11 protein-coding genes and 2 rRNA genes are annotated in these 16,070 nt (G+C 45.5%); 3 read left to right on the top strand and 10 right to left on the bottom strand.

All coding sequences use genetic code 11. The features are described 5' to 3' along the window. Positions 1-24: 24 nt before the first annotated feature. From NPA43_RS04285 to NPA43_RS04275, 3 genes are all read right to left on the bottom strand, one after another. A 23S ribosomal RNA gene (locus tag NPA43_RS04285) occupies positions 25-2,955 on the bottom strand. Positions 2,956-3,137: 182 nt separating this feature from the next. After that, positions 3,138-4,686: ribosomal RNA gene (locus tag NPA43_RS04280) — 16S ribosomal RNA — on the bottom strand. Together the 16S and 23S rRNA genes form the textbook arrangement of a ribosomal RNA operon. A 315-nt stretch (positions 4,687-5,001) precedes the next feature. Continuing rightward, on the bottom strand, positions 5,002-5,880 hold the full coding sequence (locus NPA43_RS04275; protein WP_099727586.1) for a nucleotidyltransferase-like protein: 879 nt from the start codon (positions 5,878-5,880) through the stop codon (positions 5,002-5,004). A gap of 189 nt (positions 5,881-6,069) precedes the next feature. Between NPA43_RS04275 and NPA43_RS04270 the strand changes: the two genes are divergently transcribed. Next, positions 6,070-6,417, top strand: a complete 348-nt coding sequence (locus NPA43_RS04270; protein ID WP_034323008.1) for a YgzB family protein — start codon at positions 6,070-6,072, stop codon at positions 6,415-6,417. Positions 6,418-6,452: 35 nt separating this feature from the next. On the opposite strand, the gene perR is transcribed toward NPA43_RS04270, so the two are convergent. Together perR and bcp are read right to left on the bottom strand one after the other, a co-directional pair. Beyond that, a complete protein-coding gene (gene perR, locus NPA43_RS04265) occupies positions 6,453-6,890 on the bottom strand; it encodes a peroxide-responsive transcriptional repressor PerR (RefSeq protein ID WP_012009347.1) in 438 nt (145 codons plus the stop codon). Positions 6,891-7,047: 157 nt separating this feature from the next. After that, a complete protein-coding gene (gene bcp, locus NPA43_RS04260) occupies positions 7,048-7,515 on the bottom strand; it encodes a thioredoxin-dependent thiol peroxidase (protein WP_099727587.1) in 468 nt (155 codons plus the stop codon). A gap of 129 nt (positions 7,516-7,644) precedes the next feature. Here bcp and NPA43_RS04255 point away from each other — a divergent pair, with 129 nt between their 5' ends. Beyond that, positions 7,645-8,940, top strand: a complete 1,296-nt coding sequence (locus NPA43_RS04255) for a glutamate-1-semialdehyde 2,1-aminomutase (protein ID WP_230031585.1) — start codon at positions 7,645-7,647, stop codon at positions 8,938-8,940. 247 nt (positions 8,941-9,187) lie between these two features. Then, the gene (locus NPA43_RS04250) at positions 9,188-10,261 is read left to right on the top strand and encodes an FUSC family protein (RefSeq protein WP_099727589.1); all 1,074 of its coding nucleotides are present in this window, start codon (positions 9,188-9,190) and stop codon (positions 10,259-10,261) included. A 199-nt stretch (positions 10,262-10,460) separates the two neighbouring features. Here NPA43_RS04250 and NPA43_RS04245 read toward each other — a convergent pair whose 3' ends face one another. The 5 genes from NPA43_RS04245 to NPA43_RS04225 all read right to left on the bottom strand — a co-directional run bounded on the left by NPA43_RS04245 (position 10,461) and on the right by NPA43_RS04225 (position 15,969). After that, positions 10,461-11,357 (bottom strand): ABC transporter permease, encoded by an 897-nt coding sequence (locus NPA43_RS04245; RefSeq protein WP_256499424.1) that lies wholly within the window; start codon positions 11,355-11,357, stop codon positions 10,461-10,463. Positions 11,358-11,375: 18 nt separating this feature from the next. After that, complete coding sequence (locus tag NPA43_RS04240; RefSeq protein ID WP_230031584.1) at positions 11,376-12,377, bottom strand: ABC transporter permease; 1,002 nt, start codon at positions 12,375-12,377, stop codon at positions 11,376-11,378. 62 nt (positions 12,378-12,439) lie between these two features. Continuing rightward, positions 12,440-14,026 (bottom strand): ABC transporter substrate-binding protein, encoded by a 1,587-nt coding sequence (locus tag NPA43_RS04235; protein ID WP_256499423.1) that lies wholly within the window; start codon positions 14,024-14,026, stop codon positions 12,440-12,442. Then, on the bottom strand, positions 14,001-14,978 hold the full coding sequence (locus NPA43_RS04230) for an ABC transporter ATP-binding protein (RefSeq protein WP_230031582.1): 978 nt from the start codon (positions 14,976-14,978) through the stop codon (positions 14,001-14,003). Before NPA43_RS04230 ends, NPA43_RS04235 begins: the two co-directional genes overlap by 26 nt. Next, positions 14,947-15,969 carry an ABC transporter ATP-binding protein gene (locus NPA43_RS04225; protein ID WP_099727594.1) on the bottom strand — a complete coding sequence of 341 codons (1,023 nt, stop codon included), beginning with the start codon at positions 15,967-15,969 and terminating at the stop codon, positions 14,947-14,949. The genes NPA43_RS04230 and NPA43_RS04225 overlap by 32 nt, the downstream gene beginning before the upstream one ends. Positions 15,970-16,070 lie beyond the last annotated feature (101 nt).

The following is a 16,070-nucleotide window of genomic DNA, read 5'->3' as shown; positions in this document are numbered from 1 at the left end:
ACGTTCAAACTTCACATTAGAATATAGGTTAAGTCCTCGATCTATTAGTATCTGTCAGCTCCACGTGTCACCACGCTTCCACCTCAGACCTATCAACCTGATCATCTTTCAGGGATCTTACTTCCTTGCGGAATGGGAAATCTCATCTTGAGGGGGGCTTCATGCTTAGATGCTTTCAGCACTTATCCCGTCCGCACATAGCTACCCAGCGATGCCCTTGGCAGAACAACTGGTACACCAGCGGTGCGTCCATCCCGGTCCTCTCGTACTAAGGACAGCTCCTCTCAAATTTCCTGCGCCCGCGACGGATAGGGACCGAACTGTCTCACGACGTTCTGAACCCAGCTCGCGTACCGCTTTAATGGGCGAACAGCCCAACCCTTGGGACCGACTACAGCCCCAGGATGCGATGAGCCGACATCGAGGTGCCAAACCTCCCCGTCGATGTGGACTCTTGGGGGAGATAAGCCTGTTATCCCCGGGGTAGCTTTTATCCGTTGAGCGATGGCCCTTCCATGCGGAACCACCGGATCACTAAGCCCGACTTTCGTCCCTGCTCGACTTGTAGGTCTCGCAGTCAAGCTCCCTTGTGCCTTTACACTCTGCGAATGATTTCCAACCATTCTGAGGGAACCTTTGGGCGCCTCCGTTACATTTTAGGAGGCGACCGCCCCAGTCAAACTGCCCACCTGACACTGTCTCCCTGCCCGATAAGGGCAGCGGGTTAGAAGGTCAATACAGCCAGGGTAGTATCCCACCGATGCCTCCACCGAAGCTAGCGCTCCGGTTTCCAAGGCTCCTACCTATCCTGTACAAGCTGTACCAACATTCAATATCAGGCTGCAGTAAAGCTCCACGGGGTCTTTCCGTCCTGTCGCGGGTAACCTGCATCTTCACAGGTACTATAATTTCACCGAGTCTCTCGTTGAGACAGTGCCCAGATCGTTGCGCCTTTCGTGCGGGTCGGAACTTACCCGACAAGGAATTTCGCTACCTTAGGACCGTTATAGTTACGGCCGCCGTTTACTGGGGCTTCAATTCGCACCTTCGCTTACGCTAAGCGCTCCTCTTAACCTTCCAGCACCGGGCAGGCGTCAGCCCCTATACTTCGCCTTTCGGCTTCGCAGAGACCTGTGTTTTTGCTAAACAGTCGCCTGGGCCTATTCACTGCGGCTTCTCGGGGCTTTAACACCCTAAGAAGCACCCCTTTTCCCGAAGTTACGGGGTCATTTTGCCGAGTTCCTTAACGAGAGTTCTCTCGATCACCTTAGGATTCTCTCCTCGCCTACCTGTGTCGGTTTGCGGTACGGGCACCTCTCACCTCGCTAGAGGCTTTTCTTGGCAGTGTGGAATCAGGAACTTCGCTACTAAATTTCGCTCGCCATCACAGCTCAGCCTTTACGGGAAACGGATTTGCCTATTTCCCAGCCTAACTGCTTGGACGCGGATATCCAATACCGCGCTTACCCTATCCTCCTGCGTCCCCCCATTGCTCAAATGGTGAGGAGGTGGTACAGGAATATCAACCTGTTGTCCATCGCCTACGCCTTTCGGCCTCGGCTTAGGTCCCGACTAACCCTGAGCGGACGAGCCTTCCTCAGGAAACCTTAGGCATTCGGTGGACGGGATTCTCACCCGTCTTTCGCTACTCATACCGGCATTCTCACTTCTAAGCGCTCCACCAGTCCTTCCGGTCTGGCTTCACAGCCCTTAGAACGCTCTCCTACCACTGTTCGTAAGAACAGTCCGCAGCTTCGGTGATACGTTTAGCCCCGGTACATTTTCGGCGCAGAGTCACTCGACCAGTGAGCTATTACGCACTCTTTAAATGGTGGCTGCTTCTAAGCCAACATCCTGGTTGTCTAAGCAACTCCACATCCTTTTCCACTTAACGTATACTTTGGGACCTTAGCTGGCGGTCTGGGCTGTTTCCCTTTCGACTACGGATCTTATCACTCGCAGTCTGACTCCCAAGGATAAGTCATCGGCATTCGGAGTTTGACTGAATTCGGTAACCCGGTAGGGGCCCCTAGTCCAATCAGTGCTCTACCTCCGAGACTCTTACCTTGAGGCTAGCCCTAAAGCTATTTCGGAGAGAACCAGCTATCTCCAGGTTCGATTGGCATTTCACCCCTACCCACACCTCATCCCCGCACTTTTCAACGTGCGTGGGTTCGGGCCTCCATTCAGTGTTACCTGAACTTCACCCTGGACATGGGTAGATCACCTGGTTTCGGGTCTACGACCACGTACTCATGCGCCCTATTCAGACTCGCTTTCGCTGCGGCTCCGCATCTTCTGCTTAACCTTGCACGGGATCGTAACTCGCCGGTTCATTCTACAAAAGGCACGCCATCACCCATTAACGGGCTCTGACTACTTGTAGGCACACGGTTTCAGGATCTATTTCACTCCCCTTCCGGGGTGCTTTTCACCTTTCCCTCACGGTACTGGTTCACTATCGGTCACTAGGGAGTATTTAGCCTTGGGAGATGGTCCTCCCGGATTCCGACGGAATTTCACGTGTTCCGCCGTACTCAGGATCCACTCTGGAGGGAATGACATTTCAGTTACAGGGCTGTTACCTTCTCTGGCGGGCCTTTCCAGACCTCTTCGCTTATATCATTCCTTTGTAACTCCGTATAGAGTGTCCTACAACCCCAAGAGGCAAGCCTCTTGGTTTGGGCTGTTCCCGTTTCGCTCGCCGCTACTTAGGGAATCGCATTTGCTTTCTCTTCCTCCGGGTACTTAGATGTTTCAGTTCCCCGGGTATGCCTTCTCATACTCTATGTATTCAAGTATGGATACTACTCCATTACGAGCAGTGGGTTTCCCCATTCGGAAATCTCCGGATCAAAGCTTGCTTACAGCTCCCCGAAGCATATCGGTGTTCGTCCCGTCCTTCATCGGCTCCTAGTGCCAAGGCATCCACCGTGCGCCCTTTCTAACTTAACCATTTCTTACTTTAGAAAGAATCACTATGTGTGATGAACTTTGCATTGCATTCAATGTGAATGTATTACTTATTGTTATCTAGTTTTCAAAGAACAATCCTGTCTCGCTAGAGACATGTTTTGAAGGTATGATCCTTCAAAACTAAACAAGACCAAAACGCACACTGCTCCATATATCCTTAGAAAGGAGGTGATCCAGCCGCACCTTCCGATACGGCTACCTTGTTACGACTTCACCCCAATCATCTGCCCCACCTTCGGCGGCTGGCTCCATAAAGGTTACCTCACCGACTTCGGGTGTTGCAAACTCTCGTGGTGTGACGGGCGGTGTGTACAAGGCCCGGGAACGTATTCACCGCGGCATGCTGATCCGCGATTACTAGCGATTCCAGCTTCACGCAGTCGAGTTGCAGACTGCGATCCGAACTGAGAACAGATTTATGGGATTCGCTAAACCTTGCGGTCTCGCAGCCCTTTGTTCTGTCCATTGTAGCACGTGTGTAGCCCAGGTCATAAGGGGCATGATGATTTGACGTCATCCCCACCTTCCTCCGGTTTGTCACCGGCAGTCACCTTAGAGTGCCCAACTAAATGCTGGCAACTAAGATCAAGGGTTGCGCTCGTTGCGGGACTTAACCCAACATCTCACGACACGAGCTGACGACAACCATGCACCACCTGTCACTCTGTCCCCGAAGGGAAAGCCCTATCTCTAGGGTTGTCAGAGGATGTCAAGACCTGGTAAGGTTCTTCGCGTTGCTTCGAATTAAACCACATGCTCCACCGCTTGTGCGGGCCCCCGTCAATTCCTTTGAGTTTCAGTCTTGCGACCGTACTCCCCAGGCGGAGTGCTTAATGCGTTAGCTGCAGCACTAAGGGGCGGAAACCCCCTAACACTTAGCACTCATCGTTTACGGCGTGGACTACCAGGGTATCTAATCCTGTTCGCTCCCCACGCTTTCGCTCCTCAGCGTCAGTTACAGACCAGAGAGTCGCCTTCGCCACTGGTGTTCCTCCACATCTCTACGCATTTCACCGCTACACGTGGAATTCCACTCTCCTCTTCTGCACTCAAGTTTCCCAGTTTCCAATGACCCTCCCCGGTTGAGCCGGGGGCTTTCACATCAGACTTAAGAAACCGCCTGCGAGCCCTTTACGCCCAATAATTCCGGACAACGCTTGCCACCTACGTATTACCGCGGCTGCTGGCACGTAGTTAGCCGTGGCTTTCTGGTTAGGTACCGTCAAGGTGCGAGCAGTTACTCTCGCACTTGTTCTTCCCTAACAACAGAGCTTTACGATCCGAAAACCTTCATCACTCACGCGGCGTTGCTCCGTCAGACTTTCGTCCATTGCGGAAGATTCCCTACTGCTGCCTCCCGTAGGAGTCTGGGCCGTGTCTCAGTCCCAGTGTGGCCGATCACCCTCTCAGGTCGGCTACGCATCGTCGCCTTGGTGAGCCATTACCCCACCAACTAGCTAATGCGCCGCGGGTCCATCTGTAAGTGACAGCCGAAACCGTCTTTCATCCTTGAACCATGCGGTTCAAGGAACTATCCGGTATTAGCTCCGGTTTCCCGGAGTTATCCCAGTCTTACAGGCAGGTTACCCACGTGTTACTCACCCGTCCGCCGCTAACATCCGGGAGCAAGCTCCCTTCTGTCCGCTCGACTTGCATGTATTAGGCACGCCGCCAGCGTTCGTCCTGAGCCAGGATCAAACTCTCCGAGGTATGCAGGATGCATAGCACACATGCGTTGCTACACGATGTAGCGAACTTAGTATGTGATCCTTCCTGCCTCGTCAGCTTGACTGACTACCTATGATGTATCATAGGATTTTTTTATAAAAACTCGAATTAACAGGTACGTTTTGTCTTGTTTAGTTTTCAAAGATCATGTTCATTGTCGCTCAGAGGCGACTTTTTCAATATAACATTTGAGCACCGCGTGCGTCAAGTGTTTTTTAGAATTTCTTTTAGTCAGCTTTTCTTTCAAAGCAACTCAGTTGCTCATTAGCGACGTTTAATAATATACCATCATAATATTCATGCGTCAATATCTTTTTTTATAAAATATCCTCGATGATAGATTTTTTGTCCCTTTGTCTCAATTGGCTCCACTTGAACAATTCCTTTTTCCACAAAGAAATCAATCATGACGCTAAGGTCAGGCGTGAAATGCTTGAGGTCAGGATGCGCAAGAAGCTCGCCAAAAAGCCAAATATCCTGCTGTTCCATGACATGACGCAAATGAGCGGCACCAATTTCTGCTTTTGAATGGATCAAAAAATCATTCGCTAAAAATAACAGTTCCAAACGCTTATGCAGGCTTTCGTGGCTTTCAATCAGTTCTGAATAAAGTTTATATACTTCCGGCTCCATATGACGCACTTGGTTCCAAACCGTCACTTCTGGGTGGAAGCCTTTATCAATCACTTCAATACGTGCCAGATGATGCAGGGCATGCACAATGGAATTATATGCATCAAGGAATTGATTTGACTCAAAAAATGCTTTTCCTTCTATATATCTGCGAATGAGTTTTCCATATTCTAAACCGATTTTGAGCTTACGGTTTGAAAACGGGAATGTACTCAGTTCATCAATCAAGTTGAAAATATATTCATTACGATCAAATAGGACTTTTCCATTCAAAATCCAATCAATGATTCGGCGGTTAGTGCCGAGGGTAATCCATTCCTTCAGCTGATCATCTGTGACAACATTTAAGGAAGCTGTTTGGTGATCGGATTCATAGTGTTTGATAAATAACGGCTCTTCCGCTTCTTTTACAATGACAAGAAGTGCTGCATCAAAGTTATCCGTCTCAGAAGATACTTTATGTCTTCTTTCTACTATAATCACAGCTAATGTGTCTGGATGGCTCGCTCGCTCTTGATAAATAGGACGGAGAAGATTTTCCATAGTGATTCCTCCAATACTTGGGTGTAAGGTTCTTCTCTAATGCTATGTATTTCTCCTCATAGAATCAAAATTCCTTCAATACATGAAAAAAGATCATTGAATCATTATAAGCAATTTATTCACAAAACTCTATAACTAATTCAAACAGAAAGGTAAAATGTGCTATATTGGAGATAAGGGGGGCTAGGGATGGCGAAATACTCCAGTAAGATTAATAAAATCAGAACATTTGCACTTAGTTTGGTTTTTGTCGGCTTTCTGATCATGTATATCGGTGTGTTCTTTAAGGAATCGATCTGGCTGTCGACTTTTTTTATGCTGCTTGGCGTCTTATCGATCGGATTAAGTACAGCCGTTTACTTTTGGATTGGCATGCTTTCTACGAAGGCGGTACGAGTCGTTTGTCCAAGCTGTGAAAAGGAAACAAAGGTGCTCGGACGAGTGGATATGTGCATGCATTGCAGAGAGCCGCTTACTCTCGATCCAGCATTAGAGGGTAAAGAGTTTGATGAATCCTACAATCGAAAAAAGTCATAAAAATAAGCTGACCATTCACCTGGTCAGCTTTTTCATTAATGATTTTCTTTTTTCGCACATTCTTGACAAGTTCCATAGATCTCCAAGCGATGATGACTGACTTTAAAGCCCGTCACATGGGATGCAAGCTGTTCAACTTCATCAAGGCCAGGATAATGAAAGTCCACTATTTTTCCGCAGTTTTCACAAATCGCATGGTAATGGTCAGATGTCGCAAAATCAAATCGGCTTGAGGAATCACCGTACGTTAATTCCTTTACTAATCCAGATTCCCGGAAGACTCGTAAATTGTTGTAAACCGTTGCGACACTCATGTTTGGAAATTTTCCTTCAAGTGCTTTATATATATCGTCCGCGGTTGGGTGAGTCATAGAATTTACGAGAAACTCCAAGATGGCATGGCGCTGCGGAGTAATTCGAACACCGGTTTCTTTTAAAGCATCTAAAGCGTCTTTTAGTTCGTGAGCAGCCATTTCATCATGCACCTCTCTTCAAAAATATTCTTATATTATAATCTTTATAAATAGTGTACCCCCAGAGCCGAATCTTTGTCAATTACAATCCTCTTTTTTACCTATTCTTCTTTACAAAAAAGACCGGCATCTCTGCCGATCTCATCCGGTGATCTGATTAAGCGTGAGCTTTCAATTCCTCAAGCGCTTCTTCTACGTGGTCTTTCACCTTGACTTTTCGCCATTCTTTGACAAGCGTTCCTTCTTTATTAATAAGAAACGTTGATCGTTCGATTCCCATGTATTCTTTGCCAAAGTTCTTTTTCAGCTTCCATACCCCAAAGGCTTCAGACAATTTTTGTTCATCGTCTACAAGAAGCAGGAACGGTAAATCATGTTTTTCTTTAAACTTTTGATGCTTGTCCTGACTGTCTGGGCTTACGCCAATAATGACGGCATCTAATTCTGCAAAGCTTTGATGACGGTCGCGGAAATCGCATGCTTCTGTTGTACAGCCTGGTGTCATATCTTTTGGATAGAAATAAAGGACAATATGTTTTCCTTTAAAATCAGAAAGCTTTACTTTCTCCCCTTTGTCACCGGTTAATTCAATATCAGGTACTTGCTGCCCCACTTCGATTGTCATGACACAATCCCTCCAACCTATTTTTTAATTAGCCTATCCAATTTTGATAGGATATTCAACTAAGGACGCTTGCATCGGCATGTTAAAATAATGATAGACGACGTGATACGTTGAGATAGGAGGCTATTTATGAAATTCACAGAATCAGAAAAATTACATCAAGAGGCGCTGGAGCATATTGTTGGAGGTGTCAACAGCCCGTCTCGTTCATATAAGGCAGTAGGCGGCGGATCACCCGTTGCAATGGAAAGAGGAGAAGGCGCTTATTTTTGGGATGCTGACGGAAACCGCTATATTGACTATCTAGCAGCATACGGCCCAATTATTACAGGACATGCTCATCCTCATATTACAAAAGCCATCACGAAAGCGGCTGAAACGGGTGTCCTTTACGGAACACCGACGAAGCATGAAGTCACGTTTGCGAAGATGCTGAAGGAAGCGATGCCTGCTTTAGATAAAGTTCGTTTTGTCAATTCAGGTACGGAAGCTGTGATGACTACGATTCGTGTAGCTCGCGCTTATACAGGCAGAACAAAGATCATTAAATTTGCCGGGTGCTACCACGGTCACTCTGATCTTGTGCTAGTGGCAGCTGGCTCTGGCCCTTCCACTTTAGGAACGCCTGATTCAGCGGGCGTACCAAAAAGCATCGCCAACGAAGTCATTACCGTTCCATTTAATGATATTGACAGCTACAAAGAAGCATTAGATCGCTGGGGCGATGAGGTAGCGGCTGTCCTTGTTGAGCCGATTGTCGGCAACTTTGGAATTGTGGAGCCTAAGGATGGTTTCTTGCAGCAGGTCAATGACCTCACTCATGAAAAAGGCGCACTGGTGATCTATGATGAAGTGATTACAGCTTTCCGCTTTATGTACGGCGGTGCACAGGACTTGCTTCAAGTAAAACCTGACCTCACTGCATTAGGTAAAATTATTGGCGGCGGTCTTCCAATCGGCGCTTACGGCGGAAAAAAAGAAATTATGGAGCAAGTCGCCCCGCTTGGACCAGCCTATCAAGCTGGCACGATGGCAGGAAATCCTGCGTCCATTCTTTCCGGTATTGCATGCTTGGAAGTGTTAAAAGAAGACGGAGTCTACGAGCGTCTTGATCAGCTTGGCGCTATGTTAGAAGAAGGAATTTTAGCCCATGCCAAAAAACATCAAGTAGATATTACAGTGAATCGCTTAAAAGGTGCTCTCACGATTTATTTTACAAAAGAAACGATTGTGAACTACGAGCAGGCTGAAAATACGGATGGCGAGATGTTCGCACGCTTCTTCAAATTGATGCTCACGCAAGGTATTAACCTTGCTCCTTCTAAATATGAAGCTTGGTTCTTAACCATCGCACATACTGAAAAAGATATTTCTGAGACGTTACAAGCGGTAGATCATGCGTTTGAACAGCTGAAAATATCATAATGGAGACAAAAACAGACGTAAATCCATGCGTCTGTTTTTTTATTAATCAGCTCATGATTGTCAAAAGCGAGTGAATCTGTTACATTTTTTCTCAATACCTTCTTTTGATGTTTTCATGAACTTTCAAAAATCACTTGAATATTTCGGGAGACCGCTGTATATTACTTAGTTGTTTCATCAAAATATTTATAATAAATGACGAGTGATCATCTATTATCAAAAAGAAAGGAATGCAGGGACAAAACCAATGAAACTTGGAGCCCGTATTTTAAAAACTGGTATCGCCATTGTACTCGCGCTTTACCTGGCAACATGGCTTGGGTTGCCAACGCCCGTTTTCGCGGGAATTGCAGCTGTATTTGCTATCCAGCCATCTATTTATCGATCATTTTTAACGATCGTTGATCAAGTGCAAGCCAATATTATTGGAGCAGCACTTGCCATTATGTTCGGTCTGCTTTTCGGCACAGGACCAGTCATTATCGGCTTAACCGCCGTCATGGTCATCGCCATTAATTTAAAGCTGAAGATTGAACACACGATTCCGATTGCACTTGTAACTGTCATCGCGATTTTAGAAAGTGCAGGGGATCATTTCCTTTCCTTTGCCTTAATTCGAACAGCTACTGTGGTGTTAGGGGTACTTTCTTCATTTTTAGTGAATTTAATCTTCCTGCCGCCAAAGTATGAAACAAAGCTGGTTCATCACATTATGGAAAATACGGAGGAGATTTTAAAATGGATCCGTCTGAGCTCCAGACAGTCTACTGATCATTCCACCTTAAAGGATGACATCGATCAAATAAAAGAACGTATGATCAAATTAGATCACATTTACTTGTTATACAAAGAGGAACGAAGCTATTTAAAGAAAACCACGTATGTCAAATCAAGAAAGCTGGTTTTGTTCAGACAGGCAATTATGACGTCTAATCGAGCTCTGTACTTGCTGAAAAAGCTTCATAAATTAGAAAATGAAATTCATTTGATGCCAGAGCATTTTAGGGAAAGCTTAACTGATGAGATTGATTATTTACTGTATTGGCATGAGCGCACCTTGATGAAGTTTGTCGGAAAAATGAAGCCGCAGGACGATGATTTTCAAAATGAATGCTCTCTTCGTCTTGAAACATTAACGAAATCATTTATTCAGCATCAGCAAAACCAAGAAAACGACTTGCTCGATTACAATATGCTGAATGTGATGTCCAGCATCATCGAATACCGTGATGAATTGGAACATTTAGATACATTGATTACAAGCTTCCAGACGTATCACCCAAAAGATAGTGAAATTGAGACAGAAGAAAAAGAAGCATAAACAGAAAAGACCGATTCCCGAGAATCGGCCTTAGATGGTTGACAAAGGGCTAAAATGATCTTTATTTTAACCCTTTGTCTTCTTTTTTCAGCGTAGCCTGAAAACCCTTGAATTCTAGGAAGGACGAGCACCGAAGCACAGACCTGACAAAGAATAAGAGGGTTTGCCTACAAGCTGAGGCCGATTCTTAGATTCGGTCTTATTTTATTTTCTTCATTTTAGGATCAAGTGTATCTCTTAATCCATCTCCCATCAGATTAAAGCCAAGAACCGTCAGCATGATAGCTATCCCTGGGAAGAATAAAGTCCATGGGGCTTGAATGAGATAAGGCCTTGCATCGGCTAGCATTTTTCCCCACTCCGGACTTGGCGCCTGTGCACCCAGTCCTAAAAAACCTAAAGCTGCCGCTTCAATAATTGCCGTTCCGATCGCAAGCGTCGCCTGTACGATGACCGGCACCATACTATTTGGCAGGATGTGCCGCAGGACGATGCGGCGGTGTGACATCCCAACTGCCTTTGCTGATAGCACATATTCTTCTTGTTTAATACTCAGCACCTTTGATCGAACCAGCCTTCCAAAGGTCGGGACGTTAATAATCGCTATGGCAATAAGGGCATTTTGTAAGGAAGGACCTAAGATGGAGACGATGGCAATCGCTAATAGAATGCTAGGAAAGGCGAGTAAAATATCAAATAGTCTCGAGATCACAGCATCCAGCACCCTTCCGCCATAACCGGCCATCAATCCAAGCAATGTGCCTAAAATGACTGACCCGAGAACCGAGAAGAAACCAACCCATAAGGAAATCCGCGCTCCATGTACAACTCTTGAAAATATATCTCTGCCGAAATCATCTGTACCAAACCAGTGCGCAGCTGAAGGTGCACTAAACCGCTCACCGAGTGATTGTTCATTGATTCCATAAGGAGCAATGAGCGGTGCGAAGATCGCTAGGATGAGAAATAAAAAGACAATCACACTGCCAATGACCGCAAGCTTGTGCTGAAAAAACTGCTTCATCGATTCAAGAATCAGTGATTGAGAGCGTTCTTTTTTTGGCTTAGGTGCTTGAAGCTCCTTTTGCGCTTCCATGTTGTCACTCTCCCTTCTCTAATATTTAATCCTTGGATCAATAACTGCATACAATATGTCCACGATGAAATTGATCAGGACAAATATGAGCGCAACAACGAGAATACCTGTTTGAATGACTGGATAATCACGATAGCTGATCGCATCGTATATATACCGCCCAATTCCTGGCCAAGCAAAAATCGTTTCTGTTAAAATGGCCCCGCCAAGCAAGAGACCTGTCTGAAGACCGATAATCGTCAAAATCGGAATGAGCGCATTTTTCAGCCCATGCTGATAAATAATGAAAAACGAACGTACCCCTTTTGCTTTTGCTGTTCGAATATAATCTGAATGGAGCACTTCCAGCATACTTGCCCTCGTAATCCTCGCAATAATCGCAGCAGGGATTGTTGCGAGTGCTGTACTTGGTAAAATCAAATGCTTGATGCTGTCAGTGAATTGATCAAACCGGCCTTGCAAAAGCGTGTCCAGTGTATGAATATAAGTGATTGACTCCACTGGATTCCTCACATTTTCTCGGCCCGTTGTCGGCAAAATGCCTAATTCGATCGAGAATAACCACTGCCCCATTAAGCCTAACCAGAAAATCGGCATGGACACACCAATGAGAGCAATAAACATCGCGACATAATCAAAGAAAGAATGCTTAAACCAAGCACTAATGATTCCAGCATTCACTCCCACAAAAATCGCCAGCACCATCGCAAAAAATGTTAGTTCTAACGTCGCAAATAAGTAAGGCTTCATTTCCTGGGCAATAGCTGCTCCTGTTCGAATGGAAGTCCCTAAATCACCTTTTAAAAGGCCCAGCATGTAATGGCCGTATTGAACGTACCACGGCTGATTCAAACCAAGCTGGATGGTTAATTGCTCTACTGCTTCTTTTGTTGCCCGCTGCCCTAAGATGACCTGTGCTGGATTCCCCGGTATAAACCGAATAATCGAAAACACGACCAATGTCATTCCGATCAGTACTGGGATGAGCATTCCTGCTCGTTTCATACAATAAGCAAACAAACAGCTTTCACCGCCTTTTGATTTGTTTGAATAAGGGGGATAAAATTCTCCCCCTTATTTGCTTATTCGAAATACACGTCAGTCAAAGCTTCTGAACCAGTTGGGTGCGGCTGGTATCCTTTTAAATCACTAGTTGCTGCGAGCATTGGAATTGAATGCACCAATGGAATCCAAGGCGCTTCGTCATGAATGATCTCTTGAGCTTTTTTATACAGTTCATTTCGTTTCTTTTGATCTGTGTCTGTTTGCGCTTCAATTAAAATGTCATGCATTTTATCATTTTGAAAGAATGTATAGTTGTTGCCGCCAATGCTGTCTTCATCCAGTAGTGTATAAATGAAGTTATCAGGATCGCCATTGTCTCCTGTCCAGCCTAACAAAAACACATCTGCTTCCCCTTTACTTGCCTTATCTAAATAGGTCGCCCAGTCATATGTCACAATTTCTGCTTTGACGCCGACCTTTTCAAAGTTTGACTGAATGACCTCTGCTACCTTCATCCCATCAGGCATATACGGACGCGGAACAGGCATTGCCCAAAGCTTGATGCGAAAGCCGTCAGGGAAGCCTGCCTCTTTCAATAGCTCTTTCGCTTTTTCTGGGTCATATGGATATGGCTCTATGTCGTCATTGTAGCCTTCTAAAGAGGGAGGAAGCGGATTTTTCGCTGGTTCAGCAAGTCCGCCATAAAATGACTCAATGATGGATTCTTTATCGACCGCATAATTGAGCGCCTGACGAACCAGCTTGTTATCAAGCGGCTTTCTCGTCACTGTCAGTCCGATATAGCCTACATTCATCGATGGTCTTTCAATGAGCTGGAGGGCTTTGTCCTTTTTAATGCCATCTAAATCAGACGGATTCACGCCATCCATTAAATCGATTTCGCCTGTTTTCAGCGCATTTAAACGAGCAGAGTTTTCTGGAATGGAGCGGAAGATGATTTGATTCAGCTTTGGTTTATCCTTCTGCCAGTAATCTTCGTTCTTTTCTAAGACAATGCGGTCGTTTTGCTTCCACTCTTTAAACTTAAATGGTCCTGTACCAACTGGATTTTCACGAAATGAATTGCCGCTTTTTTCGACAGCCGCAGGACTTGCGATCCCGAATGGAGACATGGCAATGTTTTTCAGAAACGTTGCCTGCGGGCGCTTTAGTTGAAATTCAACCTCATGCTCACCTTTGACGATGATGTCCTTAATGACATGTCCCTTATCTTTTTTATAGCCGCCAAACATGCCGTAGTAAGGAAATTTTTCTGCATCGCCATTCATCCAGCGGTCAAAGTTGAATTTGACTGCTTCTGCGTTAAAGTCTGTGCCATCGTGAAATTTCACACCTTCTCGTAAGTAGAACGTGTAGGATTTCCCGTCCTTTGCAACATCCCATTCTGTAGCTAAGCCAGGATGGATGGTCGTGTCTTTCTCGCCGTAATTCAGAAGCTTTTCAAACAAATTCTCTGTGACCTTGAAGGTTTCACCTTCTGTCGTTGTAATCGGATCAAGTGAAGTGGAGTCTCCTCCTCTGCCGAATACGAGGGTGTCTTTTGTTGCCTTTTCTTCTGATGTTGGTGCAGACGAACAGCCTCCTAAAAATAGCGCAAGTGCCAGCACAAAAATGAAACTACTGAATAACCATGTCTTCTTCATTGTGTTCCTCCTTTTGATATAAATAGCAGGCAGCTGCGTGGCCAGTTTCCTCCTCATACAAAGTAGGAACAGCTTGCAGGCAGTGCGCCCACCTTTTCGGACACCTTTTGTAGAAAGGACACCCGCCTTCTTCCGCCAAAGTCGACTCTTCTGCTTCCACATCATGCGTCTCTAGCACGTGATCCATATGTGGAATGGATTTCAGAAGCAGCGAAGTGTAGGGATGGAGCGGCTTGTGAAATACGTCTTCCGCAGGACCCATCTCCACAATGCGGCCAGCATACATCACAGCAATTCGGTCGCTCATATACTTGACAACGCCGAGATCATGAGAAATAAACAGATACGTAAGAGAAAGCGTCTTTTGCAATTCGAGCATCAAATTCAGAATTTGTGCTTGAACGGATACATCTAACGCCGAAACGGGTTCATCGGCAATCACAAGGCTTGGATGGGTGATGAGTGCTCTAGCGATCCCAATACGCTGCCTCTGTCCGCCGCTGAATTGATGCGCATAGCGGTCTCCATAGGACGGATCAAACCCAACAATGTGCAGCATCTCCTTTACCCGCTTTTGCCTTTCTGCTTTCTTCCCGTGTTGATGAACGATGAGCGGTTCCTCTAAAATATCTTTGATTTTCATTCGTGGATTTAAGGAAGCGTATGGATCCTGAAAGATCATTTGAATGTCTTTTCTTAAGGAACGCATGTCTCGTTCTTTCAGAATTGTCACTTCTTGCCCTTTCAGTTGAATAGAGCCTGAAGTCGGTTCAGTCAATCTCATTAAGCTTTTGCCAAGCGTTGATTTTCCGCAGCCTGATTCGCCAACAATGCCAAGCGTTTCCCCTTCCTTCAAATGAAAGGACACTTGATTTAACGCCAAGGTCGTGTGTTTATTTTTAGAAAAAAAAGCTGATGTCTCATAACGTTTTGTCAGCTGATTCACTTGCAAGAGTGGGTGACTCAGTGTCTTCTCCTCCTTCCATTAGAAAACATGCCACGCGATGATTGTGTTCAATGGATTGTAAGGCTGGGTCGTTTTCTAGACATTGCGGCATTTGATATGGACAGCGTGGTGCAAATTGACAGCCGGACTGGATGGCCCCGGGCTTTGGTACATGGCCTGCAATAGAGATGAGTTTTTCTTTTTTCTCTTTAAATGATGGAACAGAGGCGAAAAGGCCTTTTGTGTAGGGATGCAGAGGTTTTTGAAAAATACGGTCAACGGTTCCTTCTTCTACGATTCGACCGGCATACATAATCATGACACGCTGGCATATTTGCCGCACGACGCCTAGATCGTGGGTAATAAATAAAATAGCGGTGTTCATCTCTTCGTTTAACTTTTTGAGCAAACGAAGAATTTGTGCTTGGATGGTGACATCAAGTGCAGTCGTCGGTTCATCTGCAATCATGAGTTTTGGGTGACAAAGCATGGCCATCGCAATCATCACACGCTGGCGCATGCCGCCCGATAATTCATGTGGGTATTTTTTAAGTAACGATTCTGCTTGTTTCAATCCAACTGTCTGAAGCAAATCAACAGCCTTCGCTTTTGCTTCTTTTTGGCCGATTGCTTGATGTGTGAAAAGAGCTTCTGTCATTTGCTTGCCAATGGTCATTAATGGATTCAGAGAGGTCATTGGCTCCTGGAAAATCATCGAAATGTCATTTCCCCTCACCTCTCGCCACTGTTTCTCCGAAAGTGACAGCAGGTTTTGACCTTCGAATTGAATCTCACCCGTTGTTTCTGTTTGCTGATTCAGCCCCATTAATGACATCGATGTGATACTTTTCCCGCAGCCAGATTCGCCAACAATGCCTAAGGTTTCTCCTTTTTGAATCGAGAACGATATGTGATGGACGATCGGCACTCTCTGCTTTTTTTGCTGAAACGCAATGGATAGCTGTTTGACATCTAGCAACACCTCTTGTTCTTTCACATGTTCACCACCCCGTCATACTTTTTAAAATTGTATTGAGACAAGCTGGGAAATATGTCATGTTTTTGACAAGCATAAAAAAGCCTATCCGCTAGATTCGG

It is taken from the genome of Bacillus pumilus, assembly GCF_024498355.1.
In the GTDB taxonomy this organism is placed as follows: Bacteria; Bacillota; Bacilli; order Bacillales; family Bacillaceae; genus Bacillus; species Bacillus pumilus_P.
The sequence above is the reverse complement of the archived record's forward strand: the minus strand, read 5'-3'. Positions and strand labels throughout refer to the sequence as shown.